Source organism: Micromonospora sp. NPDC051924 (assembly GCF_055586005.1).
Window position 1 is genome coordinate 136,861 of record NZ_JBVJJA010000007.1, and the last position, 13,148, is coordinate 150,008.

Here is a 13,148-nt window from a genome sequence, read left to right on the forward strand (position 1 = left end):
GATACCCGCGTTCAGGCGCTTCGCACCCCGCCGGCCGTCGCCGCCTGCGCCCCGAAGTCCGGGTGGCGCAGCAGCCAGGCCAGGTAGTCCGGGTGGTTGGCCAGGGCGTCGGTGTACGCGGCCACCGCCGTCTCCAGCACCGTCTCGGCGACCCGGGCGGCCGGCGCGTCCGGGTGCCAGCCGAGCAGCAGCCGCCAGCGCAGCGGCGCCCCCGCCAGCCGGCGGGTCACCAGGCCGGCGACCGGACGAAAGGTGGCCTGGCACAGCGCCACCACCTCGCCCGCGTCGACCAGGTCCAGGCAGCCGCGCACGTCCGCCTCGTACACCTTCCGGGGGGTGAACCCGGCGCGGGCGCAGGCGGCGGCGAAGCAGTCGCCGAAGCAGCCGTCGCCCGGCGCCGCCACCCACTGCTCGCGGTGCAGGTCCACCAGGCGGATCTCGTCCCGGTCGGCCATCGGGTGGGTCTGCTTCAGCAGCACGAAGACCGGGTCCACGGCGACCTCCCGCCAGCTCAGCCCGAACTCGGCCGACGGCGTGGCGTCGCCGCACACGCCGGTGAGCGCGAAGTCGAGCCGGCCGCCGGCCACCAGTTGGGCCAGCTCGTCCACCGACCAGGAGGCGTAGGTGGTGATCTGCACCTCGGGCTGCTCGGCGGCGAGCCGGTGCACCAGCCGGCCGAGGATCGGGCTGTTCACCCCACCGAACCGGTACCGCCGCAGGGGGTCGCCCGCGCCGGCCAGCCGGGCCGCCTCGTCCTGCAGCCCCTTCATCGCCGGCAGCAGCACCCGGGCCCGGTCGAGCACCAGCTCACCCAGCGGGGTGGGCCGGGCACCCCGGCGGTCCCGCTCGAAGAGCGGCCCGCCGAGGGCCCGTTCGATGCGCTGGAGCTGGGCGGTCAACGCCGGCTGGGCCAGGCCGAGGGTGGAGGCGGCCTTGGTTACGCTGCCCGTCTCGGCGATCGCGCAGACCACCCGCAGGTGTCGCAGCTCCAGATTCATACGGTGACGGTAGGACCACGAAGCGGCGCGCGGAAGGGGCGTCCCGCCATCGGCGCATGCCGATCGGTCGATCCACTGGGCTCAGTGGCCGCGCGGGCGCTCCAGATCCGACAGGTGGGTACGCCGGCCGGTCACCGCGTCCCGGACCTTGTCCAGCACGCCGACCGCCGGCTCCACGATCTTGTTCCACGGCGGGGTGGCCGGGGTGCCCGGGTGCGGCCGGGTCGGCGCCGCCTCCTCGGCGATCTCCCACCGGTTGCCCAGCCGGATCAGCTCGGCGTCGGTCGCCACCTCCCGCAGCGGAGTGACGAGCGCGGCGACCCGGCTGACGTGCCGGGCCACCCGGTCGGCCACGTCGGCGAGCGCCGCGTCGTCGGCCCCGGACAGTCCTTTCAGGGCGGTCAGCAGCGCGGCGTCCGCCTCGATCTCCCGATCCACCAGGTCGGAGCTCTGCGGCACGGCGGCCCGGGCGGCGGGGAAGAGGTACTGCTCCTCGGCGGAGAGATGCCGGGACACCGCGGCGGTGAGCACGTCCAGCACCTCCCGCCGGCGCTCGGCCGTCAGCCGCGCGTCGATGACCTGCTCGGCCAGGCCGAGCAGCGCCCGGTGCTCCCGGTCCACGATGTCGGCCAGGCTCCGCCCACCCGGCCGGTACGCGTCGTCGGCGGCGGGCGGCAACGGGGGCAGGGGAACGGTCATGGCGCCCTCCTCGACTGGTGGCGTCCTGAGGCCGTCCGGGCTCGGCGCGTCTGACGCCGCGCCGCGGCCCGGGACAGCCGATCGACGGGTGTGGTGGTCCGGGACGGTGCGGCGGTACCCGTCCGCGCGATCCGCGAAACCGCCGCCCGGCGGGGGTGGGTCGGACGTCCGGGCCGGCTGGTATGAAGAAGCGATGACGAGCGACGCCACCCCCGCCCGACCGAACCCCACCGACGAGGTCGTGGACCTCTGCCGCGACCTGCTGCGCATCGACACGACCAACACCGGGGACAACGACACCAGCGTCGGGGAACGCCGCGCGGCGGAGTACGTCGCGGAGAAGCTCGCCGAGGTCGGCGTCGACGCGGAGATCCACGAGTCCGCGCCCGGCCGGGCCAACCTGGTCGCCCGCATCCCGGGCACCGACCCGGGCCGGGACGCGCTGCTGGTGCACGGCCACCTCGACGTGGTGCCGGCCGACCCCGACGAGTGGTCGGTGCACCCGTTCTCCGGCGAGGTCCGCGACGGCTACCTGTGGGGCCGCGGCGCGATCGACATGAAGGACTTCGACGCGATGGTGCTCGCCGTGGTCCGCGGCTGGCAGCGCACCGGCGTCCGCCCGTCCCGCGACATCGTGCTCGCGTTCACCGCCGACGAGGAGGCCGGCAGCGACTACGGCGCGCGGTTCCTGGCGGAGCGGCACCGGCACCTCTTCGACGGCTGCACCGAGGCGGTCGGCGAGGTGGGCGGCTTTTCGTACTCGGTCGACGAGGCCACCCGGCTCTACCTCATCGAGACCGCCGAGAAGGGGATCGACTGGCTGCGGCTGCACGCCAAGGGCCGCCCCGGCCACGGTTCGTTCATCCACGACGACAACGCGGTCACCGCGCTGGCCGAGGCGGTGGCCCGGATCGGGCGGCACCGCTTCCCGGTGACGCTCACCGCCACCGTGCGCGCGTTCCTGGCGGAGGTCGCCGACGTCCTCGGCATCGAGATCGACCCGGACGACCCGGAGACCGCGATCGCCAAGCTGGGGCCGATCGCCAACATCGTCGGCGCCACCATTCGCAGCACCGCCAACCCGACCCGGCTCAACGCCGGCTACAAGGACAACGTCATCCCCGGCCGGGCCACCGCCACCATCGACTGCCGCAGCCTGCCCGGGCAGTCGGAGCTGCTGGAGCAGCAGTTGCGCGAGCTGGTCGGACCGGACATCGACATCGAGTACGTCCAGCGCCAGCCGGCCCTGGAGACCACCTTCGACGGCGATCTGGTCGCCGCGATGTCCGCCGCGCTGCGCGCCGAGGACCCGGGCGCCCGCCCGGTGCCGTACATGCTCTCCGGCGGGACCGACGCCAAGGCGTTCTCCCCGCTCGGCATCCGCTGCTTCGGCTTCGCGCCGCTGCGGCTGCCCGCCGACCTCAATTTCTCCGGGCTGTTCCATGGCATCGACGAGCGGGTCCCGGTCGACGGACTACAGTTCGGCGTGCGGGTTCTCGACCGGTTTCTCCGCAACTGCTAACCGTGTCCGTCGCGTCACCCGTCGGCGCGGAATCCCCTATCGGAAGGGACTGCCTCACATGACCGACCAGCACGGTGAGCTGGACGCCGCCCTCGAGCGGGTGATCGACGCGGCCCGCGCCCACCTGGCCGCCGTCCGCGCCGCCCAGGGCCGGATCGACGACGACGCCGTCTGGCAGGCGTACGTCGCCTTGAACAACGCCTCCTTCGCGTACGACGAGCAGCTGCTCGACGCCTTCGGCGAGGTGACCCCCTGGGACGTCGAGTCGATCGACCCGAACGAGGCCGACGAGCGCTTCGGCGGCGTCGAGGGCGTCGAGGCCACCGACCCGCACCCGCGGGTCATCTCGGTGCGGCAGCGCCGCGACTACCGGGTGCCGAGCGTCTCCGCCCTAATCCGGGCGGCCGAGGCGGCCCGCCGCGAGGGCACCCCGGATGAGGACGAGCCGGCCCCTGTCGAGGGCGTCGGCGAGGCGGTGCTGGAGCTGCTGCAGAGCGGCGACGGCTCGCTCAGCGCGCTGGACGTGCCCGAGCTGGAGCCGCTCGACGGCGTGGTCATGGTCAGCGAGGTCGGCACCCCGGTCGACCTGGAGTCGTTCGACGACGACGACCCGGTCGGCCCGTTCCAGCCGGCCGCCGACGACCGCCTGGTCGGCCGGCTCGACGAGCACCCGTTCCTGGAGCTCGACGACGAACACGACCACGCCCACTAGGCCGTGACGCCCCCGGGGCCCGACCGTGCGGTGCGGGCCCGCGGGGTGCCGTCGTCCCTGGGTACGTCCTCAGTACGACAGGCCCGGCTGCGGCTGGTTCACCCGGCGACGGCGCAGCATCACCTGCCGCGTTCCGTCCCGGTACAGCCGCACCCGGGCCAACTCCCAACCGGAGAACTCCGCCTGGATCGCCAGCTGCGCCGCGGCGGTCAACCGGTCGACATTCGCGGGCAACCGCAGCGGCGCGTATTCGTAGTCCATGACCCCTATGCTGCCCAGCCCGGAAGCCCGCCGCCACCCCCGGACGGTGAGCTGAATCGCGTGTCGGGCGGCGGCTCGGCTCAGCCGTCCCGTTCCGGGTAGCCGACCGGCACCGCCGAGACGTCGTCCAGCGCGGTGACGATCTCCTCCGGCAGCGTCATCCGTTCCACCTGGAGCGCGCCGAGCAGCTGCCCGACGGTGCGGGCGCCGAGGATCGGCGCGGTCACCCCGGGCCGGTCCCGGATCCACGCCAGCGCCACCTCCATCGGCGACACGCCCAGCCCGCCGGCGGCCGTGGCGACCGCCTCCACGATGCTGGAGCAGCGCGGCTCCAGGTACGGAGTGACGAACCGCTCGAAGTGCGGCGAGGCGGCCCGGGAGTCCGCCGGGCGGCCGTTGCGGTACTTGCCGGTGAGCACCCCGCGGCCCAGCGGCGACCAGGGCAGCACGCCCAGCCCCAGCGCCTCGCAGGCGGGCAGCACCTCGCGCTCCACGCCCCGCTCCAGCAGCGAGTACTCCACCTGGGCGGCGACCACCGGGGCCCGGCCCGGCCAGGCGGCCTGCCAGGCGGCGGCGCGGGCGGTCTGCCAGCCGGAGAAGTTCGACACCCCCACGTACCGGGCCTTCCCGCTGGACACCGCGTGGTCCAGAGCGGCGAGGGTCTCCTCCAGCGGGGTGTCCGGGTCGTACCCGTGCACCTGCCAGAGGTCCACGTGGTCGGCGCCGAGCCGGCGCAGCGACGCATCCAGGGTGCGCAGCAGGTGGCCGCGGGAGTTGTCCCGGCGGCGGCCGCTGCCCGGCCGCAGCCCCGCCTTGGTGGCGATGAGCAGGTCGTCGCGGGGGACCAGGCTGCCCAGCAGCGACCCGATCACCGACTCGGCGTCGCCGTCGGCGTACACGTCGGCGGTGTCCACCAGGTTGCCGCCCGCGTCCAGGTAGCTCTTCAGCTGGGCGGCCGCGTCGTCGGCGTCGGTGTCCCGTCCCCAGGTCATGGTGCCGAGCGCGAGCCGCGAAACCGCCAGCCCGCTTCGGCCGAGCGGTCGCTGTTGCATGGGTGAACCTTATTTCGAACCTGCCGTCACGGATATCCTCGCCCGGAGTCAACTTCCTGCTCCATCCTCGGGCCGGGTGTGGCCTGTTCGGGGTGAGCCGGTGATCGGCTCCGCCACCCGCATTGCGTAACCTGATGCGACCTGTGGTGCGGATGGTGGGAGGACCAGTGCGACTCGGGCTCAGCCTCGGATACCAGACGGCGTGGAGCACGCCCGCCGACCACCTGGCTCTGGCCCAGGAGGCGGACCGGCTCGGCTACTCGGTGGTGTGGGCCGCGGAGGCCTACGGCTCCGACTCGCCGAGCATGCTGGCCTGGATGGCCGGCCAGACCGAGCGGATCGACGTGGGCAGCGCGGTCATGCAGATCCCCGCCCGAACCCCGGCGATGACCGCGATGACGGCGGCGACCATCGACGCGCTCTCCGGCGGCCGGTTCCGGCTCGGCCTGGGGGTGTCCGGCCCGCAGGTCTCCGAGGGCTGGCACGGGGTCCGGTTCGCCAAGCCCCTCGCCCGGACCCGGGAGTACGTCGACATCGTGAAGCTGGCGATCGCCCGCAAGGAGGTCGCGTACGACGGCGAGCACTACACCCTGCCGCTGCCGGACGGGCCGGGCAAGGCGCTGCGGCTGGGTTTCCACCCACCGCGCGAGCACATCCCGATCTACCTGGCCGCGGTCGGGCCGAAGAACCTGGAGCTGGCCGGCGAGATCGCCGACGGCTGGCTGGCCGTCTTCTACGCCCCGGAGTTCGCCGAGGAGCAGCTGGCCTCCGTGCGGGCCGGGCGGGCCAGGGTCGGCAAGGAGCTGGCCGGCTTCGACGTGGTCCCGTCGGTGCCGGTGGTGGTCGGCGACGACATCGCCAGCTGCGCCGAGCTGGTCCGCTGGTACGCCGCGCTGTACGTGGGCGGGATGGGCAGCCGGCAGCAGAACTTCTACAACCAGCTCGCCACCCGGATGGGCTACGGCGACGCCGCCCGCGAGGTGCAGGACCTCTACCTGGCCAAGCGGCAGCGCGACGCGGCCGCCGCGGTGCCGATGGAGTTCATCGACCGCACCTCGCTGCTCGGGCCGAAGGAGCGCATCGCCGAGCGGATGCGGGACTACGCCGCCGCCGGCGTGACCACCCTGTCGGTGACGCTGTTCGCCGCCGACCGGGAGAGTGGCGTGCAGACCCTGCGTACCGTCGCCGAGGCCCTCGAACTGTCCGGAGTCGGCGAGTGACCTGGGTCGAGGCCATCGTCCTGGGCATCGTCCAGGGGCTCACGGAATTCCTGCCCGTCTCGTCCTCCGGGCACCTGCGGATCACCTCGGCGATCTTCTTCGGCCGGGACGCCGGCGCGTCGTTCACCGCGGTGACCCAGCTCGGCACCGAGGCGGCCGTGCTCATCTACTTCTTCAAGGATATCTGGCGGATCATCCGTACCTGGTTCCTCGGGCTGGTCGACCGGTCGGTCCGGTCCAGCCTCGACTACCGGATGGGCTGGTACGTCATCATCGGCACCATCCCGATCGGGCTCTTCGGCCTGCTGTTCAAGGACCAGATCCGCACCGCCGGCCGGAACCTGTACCTGATCTCCTTCACGCTGATCTTCTTCGCGCTGGTGCTGGCCTTCGCCGAATACTGGGGGCGGCAGACCCGCACGCTGGAGAACTTCCGGATGCGCGACGGCGTGGTCATGGGCTTCGCCCAGGCGATGGCGCTGATCCCCGGGGTGTCCCGCTCCGGCGGCACGCTCACCTTCGGCCTGCTGCTCAACCTCACCCGGGAGACCGCGGCGCGGTACTCGTTCCTGCTGGCCATCCCGGCGGTGGTGCTGTCCGGCGTGTTCAGCATCCCGGACGTCTTCGAACCCTCCGCGCCCGGCACCGCCGCGCCGAGCGGGGCGCAGATGATCGTCGCCACGGTGATCGCCTTCGCCATCGGCTACGCGGCCATCGCCTGGCTGCTGCGCTACGTCGCCCACCACACCCTGTACCTCTTCGTGCTGTACCGGGTGGCGCTCGGCACCCTGGTGCTGTGCCTGCTGCTCACCGGAACGATCAGCGCGACCTGAGGACCCGGATACGCCGCTGGCCGGCACCCCGTGGTGGGGGTGCCGGCCAGCGTGTTGTTCGGGTGTGGGTCAGTTGTTCCAGTGCTGGGCGACCAGGTCGGCGGCCTGCTGCTCCCACTGGGCGTAGGCGTCCGGGTAGGCCGACACCTGCACCGTCTGCGCGGCCTGGGTCAGCGGCATGTCCTGCCAGCCGTCGACCTGCTTGAGGCCCTTCTCGAACGCGAGGGTCGAGTACTCGGGGTTGGTGATCTGCTCCGGCGTACCCCAACCCGAACTCGGGCGCTGCTGGAACAGGCCCAGCGAGTCGTGGTCATTCTGGTCGCCGAGGTGACCCAGGTTCTCCAGCTTCGACTCCTGCAGCGACGTGGCGATCGAGATGACCGCGGCCCGCTCCGGCAGACCCGCCTTCTTCGTCGCGGCGATGATCGCCTTCACATTCGCCACCTGCTCGCCGTTCAGGGTGATCTTCGACTGGGCGCCCTGCACACCATGCGGAATCAGCTTGCCCGCGTCCGGCTTGTCCGCCTGCACCGCGACCGCGACCGGCTTGCCCTCCACGGGACGAGCCTCAGCATGCGCGGCGATCGGACCGGCGAACACACCACCGGTGAAGGCCAGACCAGCAACACCAAGAACGCTCTTACGCAGCATCGTGTTCATGGGAAAGCTCCATTCGGGGGTTGGCACACCACACACCGACGGGGGGGTCGGCGGGTGCGCAAGCACCGTCAGGCGCTCAAACAAGGGGGAAAGTCTTTCAGGGGGATCCGACGCTCGCGGGGCTGGGCCTCTTCGCGGCGCCGGGACCATGTGTAACGACCGGCGACCCACCACCATTCCCGGGGCCCGTCACCCCGTCGGGCGGGGCGGTCTTCCTCGGCCGTTCACCGGATACAACGACCCCACCCCGGCCACCATTCCGACCCCCGGATGCCCCCAGTCACACCCCCAAACCGGACACCACACCCCACCGGCGACCACACCGCTCACCCGCCCGGCCCGTCGGTGGAACGCCATGGACGTCTCCGGACCCCGGTGACCTCCATGGCGTTACACCCGTGACGGCGACGCCGGCCGGCATCCGGACATCGGGCACATAACTCCAACCCGCCCCCGGGGGAAGCCGCCATGATCAACCCGGCCCGCCGCACGTCGCGCCATCCGGCCCCCGCGACACCCCCACACGCCGCAAACCGCGCCCGCCCTGCCCCAGGATCCGCTCAAGTTCGGCGAAACTGCTGCCTCCCGCCGCGGCGAGGCAGCAACTTCCCCGATGTTGCGCGGAGTCTGAGACCGGGGGGCGTTGACCGGCTGGAGCCGGGCACGGCGGCCGATGGTGAGCACCTAGGCTGGGCGGCGTGGCGACCCTTCTGCTTCTGCGACACGGCCGGACCACCGCGAACGCCGATGGCGGCCTGGCCGGCCGGCAACCGGTCGAGCTGGACGAGACCGGTCGGGCCCAGGCCACGGCGGTCGGCGAGCGGCTGAAGGGGCTACCCCTGGCGACGGTGGTGACCAGCCCGCTGATCCGCTGCCGGCAGACCCTCGAACTGGCCCTGCCGGAGGCCGAGCCGATCGTCGAGGAGGGGTTGATCGAGTGCGGGTACGGCAGCTGGGAGGGCCAGCCGCTGAAAAAGCTGGCGAAGGAGCCGCTCTGGCCGGTGGTGCAGCAGCACCCGAGCGCCGCCGTCTTTCCCGAGGGGGAGTCGATGGCGGCGATGGCGGCGCGGGCGGTCGCGGCGGTACGCGCCTGGGACGCCCGGGTCTCCGCCGAGCACGGGCCGGAGGCGGTGTGGCTGGCGTGCAGCCACGGCGATGTGATCAAGGCCATCGTGGCGGACGCGCTGGGCGTACACCTGGATCTTTTCCAGCGGATCGTGGCGGACCCGGCGTCGGTGACCGCGATCCGCTACACGCCGCTGCGGCCGTTCCTGGTCCGGCTCAACGACACCGGCGGTGACCTGGGCAGCCTGGTGCCGCCACCGCGCAAGCGGCGCCGGCGGGCGGCGCGGAAGGCGGACTCGGACGCGGCGGTGGGCGGCGGCGCGGGGGCGACACCGTGAGCGCGAGGCGTGAGCCGATTCGGCGAACCCGGCAGATCGCGAGGAGTCGGCCCGCCACGCCCGGGAACCGCCTGTGCGGTCCCCGGCGTTTCGCCCTGGGCGGATTCGGCGTCGGTGGGCTGCGCGACGCTCTCGCCCTCCGGATAGGGTCGTGGGTATGACCCACCAGGTGCACGCCTTCGAGCCGCCGGAGCGGTTCGTCGCCGGAACCGTCGGCCCGCCGGGGGAGCGTACGTTCTTCCTCCAGGCGCGTGGCGGTGGCCGGCTGGTCAGCGTCGCGCTGGAGAAGGTGCAGGTGTCCCTCCTCGCCGAGAAGCTGGAGGAGCTGCTCTCCGAGGCGCAGCGCCGGTTCGGCGTCGACCTGCCGGAGACGGCCCCCGCGGTCGGCGACAACGACCCGCTGGACACGCCGGTCGACGAGGAGTTCCGGGTCGGCACGCTGGGCCTGGCCTTCGACGTGGACACCGCCACCGTGGTGATCGAGGCGATCGCCGTCGGGGAGGCGGAGGTCGAGGTCGAGCTGGGCGACGCCGACGACGACGAGGACGAGGACCCGGACGAGCCGGACGACGACCTCGACCGGCTCCGGGTCCGGCTGACCCCCACGGCGACCCGTGCCTTCATCGAGCGTGCCCGCCGGGTGGTCAACGCCGGGCGCCCGCCCTGCCCGCTCTGCGGCCAGCCGCTGGACCCGGCGGGTCACCTCTGCCCGCGGCACAACGGTTATCACCGGTGACCTCGTCGGAACTCCAGCCCCGACAGGACGGCGCCGCCGCGTTGCGACTGCTCAGCGACGGTGAGCTGGACCTGGAGGGGCGGCTGGTCGACGCCTCCAACACCACCCTGCGCGGCATCCTCACCCTGGACGGCCTGACGGCCCGCTGCGTCTACAAGCCGGTCCGCGGCGAGCGGCCGCTCTGGGACTTCCCGGACGGGACGCTCGCCGGCCGGGAGGTGTCCGCGTACCTGGTCTCCCGGGCCGCCGGCTGGGACCTGGTGCCGCCGACGGTGCTGCGGGACGGCCCGTTCGGGCCCGGTTCCTGCCAGCTCTGGATCGACGAGCCGGAGGACGCCGAGCCGCTGGTCGGCTTCGTGCCGGCCGAGGCGGTGCCGCCGCGCTGGTTCCCGGTCGCGGCGGCGCGGGACGACGACGGGGCCGCGTACGCCCTGGCGCACGCCGACGACCCGCGGCTGGCCCGGCTCGCCGTCCTCGACGCCGTGCTCAACAACGCCGACCGCAAGGGCGGGCACGTCATCGTCGGCCCCGACGACCGGATCTACGGGGTCGACCACGGCGTCTGCTTCCACGTCGAGGAGAAGCTGCGTACGGTCCTCTGGGGCTGGGCCGGCCGGGAGCTGCCGCCGGACGCGGTGGAGATGCTGGACGGGCTGGCCGGCCAGCTCGCCGGTGCCCTCGGCGACGAGCTCGCCGAGCATCTGACCATCAGCGAGGTCGCCGAGCTGGCGACCCGGGTGGAGCGGCTGCGCGGGACCGGCCGGTTCCCGCTGCCCCCGGCGGACTGGCCGGCGATGCCCTGGCCGCCCATGTGAACCGCTGTCGCGTTGATCACTTGGGGGATCGCAGCCGGGCCCCTGACGGATCGTTAGGCTGGCGGTCATGGAGTCTTGGGCGGGACACGAGGTGCCACGGCTGCCGGGTACGGGCGAGCCACTGAGGTTGTACGACTCGGCGCGGCAAGGTGTCCACCCGAGCCGGCCCGACGGTGGCGCCACGATGTACGTCTGCGGCATCACCCCGTACGACGCCACCCACCTCGGCCACGCCGCCACGATGATCACGTTCGACCTGGCGCAGCGGATGTGGCGGGACGCCGGCCTGACCGTGCGGTACGTGCAGAACGTCACCGACATCGATGACCCGCTGCTGGAGCGGGCCGAGCGCGACGGCGAGGACTGGAAGGTCCTGGCGATGCGGGAGACCGCGCTGTTCCGCGAGGACATGGAGGCGCTGCGGATCATCCCGCCCGAGCACTACGTCGGCGCGGTCGAGTCGATCCCGGACATCGCGGAGAAGGTGCTCGTCCTGCTCAAGGACGGTGCCGCGTACCGGCTCGACGACGGCACCGGCGACGTCTACTTCGACATCAGCGCCGCCCCCGAGTTCGGCTACGAGTCGAATCTGTCCCGGGACGAGATGTTGGAGATCTTCCCGGAGCGCGGCGGTGACCCGGACCGGGCCGGCAAGCGCGACCCGCTCGACCCGCTGCTGTGGCGGGGTGCCCGGGAGGGCGAGCCGTCCTGGCCCGGCGGCGACCTGGGCCCGGGCCGGCCGGGCTGGCACATCGAGTGCGCGGTGATCGCACTGAACCTGCTCGGCGACCGGATCTCGGTGCAGGGCGGCGGCAACGACCTGCTCTTCCCGCACCACGAGTGTTCGGCGGCGCACGCCGAGCGGCTCACCGGCCAGGCGCCGTTCGCCGACCACTACGTGCACGCGGGCATGATCGGCCTGGACGGCGAGAAGATGTCGAAGTCCCGGGGCAACCTGGTCTTCGTCTCCCGGCTGCGGGCGGACCGGGTGGACCCGATGGCGGTCCGGCTGGCCCTGATGAGCGGGCACTACCGCACCGACCGGTCGTGGACGCAGGAGTTGCTCTCCGTCGCCGAGGAGCGGCTGGCCCGCTGGCGTCGGGCCGCCGCCTCGCCGGCCGGCCCCGCCGGGGACGAGCTGCTGGCCGGGGTACGCGCCCGCCTCGCCGACGATCTCGACACCGCCGGCGCGATCGCGGTGGCGGACGCCTGGGCCGCGCAGGCCCTCGCCGGCGTCGCCGACGACGCGGGCGCCCCGAAGCTCTTCGCCGACACCGTCGACGCCCTCCTCGGCATCCGCCTCTGACCCACCCTCAGGGCGCGAGGCGGGCGGGGCGACGTGGCGATCAGCCGAGGACCAGGCCCGGGTCGGGGTCGGGGTCCTCGGCCGGGGCGGGGATCTTGTACTCCTCGGTGAGGGTGGTCATCGGGCCGGGCCAGGTGGCCTGCGCGACCTCGATCGGCTTGCGCCGCTCGTCGTACGCGACGTGCAGCAGGTGCAGCACCGGGGTGTCGGGGCGGATCTGCAGGACCTCCGCCTCTTCCCGGCTGGGCTGGCGGGCGCTGATCGTGTCGGCCGCGGTGACGTAGCGCCGCCCGGTGACCTCCTCGGCCTCCTGGTAGAGCGGCCGGCCGAAGGCCTCGGCCCGTTCCAGGCTGGTGTCGTTGGTGTCGCCCGGCAGGAACCAGGACGCCCCGACCTCCACCGGCGACTCGTCGGTGCGGACCAGGTGCCGCCGGCAGAGCAGCTCGGTGCCGTCGGGCACGCCGAACGCGTCGGCCACCTCGGGCGGGGCCGGGGCGCGGCCGACGGAGACGAGCTGCTGCTTGTACCGGGCGGCCAGGTCGGTGTGGTAACCCCGGAAGCCGCCGTAGCGGCCCCGGGAGAGCCGGTTGAGCCGGCGCCGGGTGCCCCGGACGTACGTACCGGAGCCGGGCTTGGTGATCAGGATGCCCTCGACCCGCAGCTGGTCGACGGCGCGCTGCACGGTCTGTTTCGCCACGCCGAACATCTCGGCGATGGCCGGGATGGACGGCAGCCGTTCGCCCGGCGCCCAGTCGCCGCGGCGGACCTGGGCCTTGAGCTGCGCGGCGATCTGCCGGTGCGGGAACTCGGCCGCGCCGGGATTGATCTGCATGCCCGCCTCCTCATGGACAGCTAGGTTCCTAGGATGCCCTAGCGGGGGTGAGCGCGCCATCCCGGACACGAAGAAACCGGGCTCCTCTCGGAGCCCGGT

14 protein-coding genes are annotated in these 13,148 nt (G+C 73.1%); 8 read left to right on the forward strand and 6 right to left on the reverse strand.

What is annotated here, in order from left to right; genetic code table 11:
* Nucleotides 1-11 precede the first annotated feature (11 nt).
* Together ACZ6S5_RS08020 and ACZ6S5_RS08025 are read right to left on the reverse strand one after the other, a co-directional pair.
* The gene (locus ACZ6S5_RS08020; RefSeq protein ID WP_465998947.1) at nucleotides 12-998 is read right to left on the reverse strand and encodes a LysR family transcriptional regulator; all 987 of its coding nucleotides are present in this window, start codon (nucleotides 996-998) and stop codon (nucleotides 12-14) included.
* An 81-nt stretch (nucleotides 999-1,079) separates the two neighbouring features.
* Nucleotides 1,080-1,697, reverse strand: coding sequence for a hemerythrin domain-containing protein (locus tag ACZ6S5_RS08025; protein WP_465998949.1), 618 nt, complete (start codon nucleotides 1,695-1,697; stop codon nucleotides 1,080-1,082).
* A 193-nt stretch (nucleotides 1,698-1,890) separates the two neighbouring features.
* Between ACZ6S5_RS08025 and ACZ6S5_RS08030 the strand changes: the two genes are divergently transcribed.
* Nucleotides 1,891-3,219, forward strand: a complete 1,329-nt coding sequence (locus ACZ6S5_RS08030; RefSeq protein ID WP_465998951.1) for a M20/M25/M40 family metallo-hydrolase — start codon at nucleotides 1,891-1,893, stop codon at nucleotides 3,217-3,219.
* Between the two features lie 58 nt (nucleotides 3,220-3,277).
* Nucleotides 3,278-3,931, forward strand: coding sequence for a hypothetical protein (locus ACZ6S5_RS08035; protein WP_465998953.1), 654 nt, complete (start codon nucleotides 3,278-3,280; stop codon nucleotides 3,929-3,931).
* 69 nt (nucleotides 3,932-4,000) lie between these two features.
* Here the strand turns inward: ACZ6S5_RS08035 and ACZ6S5_RS08040 are convergent, their stop codons facing one another.
* Nucleotides 4,001-4,192, reverse strand: a complete 192-nt coding sequence (locus tag ACZ6S5_RS08040) for a DUF5703 family protein (RefSeq protein WP_073838148.1) — start codon at nucleotides 4,190-4,192, stop codon at nucleotides 4,001-4,003.
* Nucleotides 4,193-4,272: 80 nt separating this feature from the next.
* On the reverse strand, nucleotides 4,273-5,244 hold the full coding sequence (locus ACZ6S5_RS08045) for an aldo/keto reductase (protein ID WP_465998955.1): 972 nt from the start codon (nucleotides 5,242-5,244) through the stop codon (nucleotides 4,273-4,275).
* A 167-nt stretch (nucleotides 5,245-5,411) separates the two neighbouring features.
* Here ACZ6S5_RS08045 and ACZ6S5_RS08050 point away from each other — a divergent pair, with 167 nt between their 5' ends.
* Nucleotides 5,412-6,464 (forward strand): LLM class F420-dependent oxidoreductase, encoded by a 1,053-nt coding sequence (locus tag ACZ6S5_RS08050; protein WP_465998957.1) that lies wholly within the window; start codon nucleotides 5,412-5,414, stop codon nucleotides 6,462-6,464.
* The gene (locus ACZ6S5_RS08055; protein WP_465998959.1) at nucleotides 6,461-7,297 is read left to right on the forward strand and encodes an undecaprenyl-diphosphate phosphatase; all 837 of its coding nucleotides are present in this window, start codon (nucleotides 6,461-6,463) and stop codon (nucleotides 7,295-7,297) included. The genes ACZ6S5_RS08050 and ACZ6S5_RS08055 overlap by 4 nt, the downstream gene beginning before the upstream one ends.
* Nucleotides 7,298-7,366: 69 nt before the next feature.
* On the opposite strand, the gene ACZ6S5_RS08060 is transcribed toward ACZ6S5_RS08055, so the two are convergent.
* Nucleotides 7,367-7,957 carry a hypothetical protein gene (locus ACZ6S5_RS08060; protein WP_465998961.1) on the reverse strand — a complete coding sequence of 197 codons (591 nt, stop codon included), beginning with the start codon at nucleotides 7,955-7,957 and terminating at the stop codon, nucleotides 7,367-7,369.
* Nucleotides 7,958-8,655: 698 nt separating this feature from the next.
* On the opposite strand from ACZ6S5_RS08060, the gene ACZ6S5_RS08065 reads away from it, so the two are divergent.
* The 4 genes from ACZ6S5_RS08065 to mshC all read left to right on the forward strand — a co-directional run bounded on the left by ACZ6S5_RS08065 (nucleotide 8,656) and on the right by mshC (nucleotide 12,217).
* Nucleotides 8,656-9,360 (forward strand): histidine phosphatase family protein, encoded by a 705-nt coding sequence (locus tag ACZ6S5_RS08065; RefSeq protein WP_465998963.1) that lies wholly within the window; start codon nucleotides 8,656-8,658, stop codon nucleotides 9,358-9,360.
* A gap of 157 nt (nucleotides 9,361-9,517) precedes the next feature.
* Nucleotides 9,518-10,096 carry a DUF3090 domain-containing protein gene (locus ACZ6S5_RS08070; protein ID WP_465998965.1) on the forward strand — a complete coding sequence of 193 codons (579 nt, stop codon included), beginning with the start codon at nucleotides 9,518-9,520 and terminating at the stop codon, nucleotides 10,094-10,096.
* Nucleotides 10,093-10,911 (forward strand): SCO1664 family protein, encoded by an 819-nt coding sequence (locus ACZ6S5_RS08075; protein ID WP_465998967.1) that lies wholly within the window; start codon nucleotides 10,093-10,095, stop codon nucleotides 10,909-10,911. Before ACZ6S5_RS08070 ends, ACZ6S5_RS08075 begins: the two co-directional genes overlap by 4 nt.
* A 67-nt stretch (nucleotides 10,912-10,978) precedes the next feature.
* Nucleotides 10,979-12,217 (forward strand): cysteine--1-D-myo-inosityl 2-amino-2-deoxy-alpha-D-glucopyranoside ligase, encoded by a 1,239-nt coding sequence (gene mshC, locus ACZ6S5_RS08080; RefSeq protein WP_465998969.1) that lies wholly within the window; start codon nucleotides 10,979-10,981, stop codon nucleotides 12,215-12,217.
* Between the two features lie 40 nt (nucleotides 12,218-12,257).
* On the opposite strand, the gene ACZ6S5_RS08085 is transcribed toward mshC, so the two are convergent.
* Nucleotides 12,258-13,049 (reverse strand): GntR family transcriptional regulator, encoded by a 792-nt coding sequence (locus ACZ6S5_RS08085; protein WP_465998971.1) that lies wholly within the window; start codon nucleotides 13,047-13,049, stop codon nucleotides 12,258-12,260.
* Nucleotides 13,050-13,148 lie beyond the last annotated feature (99 nt).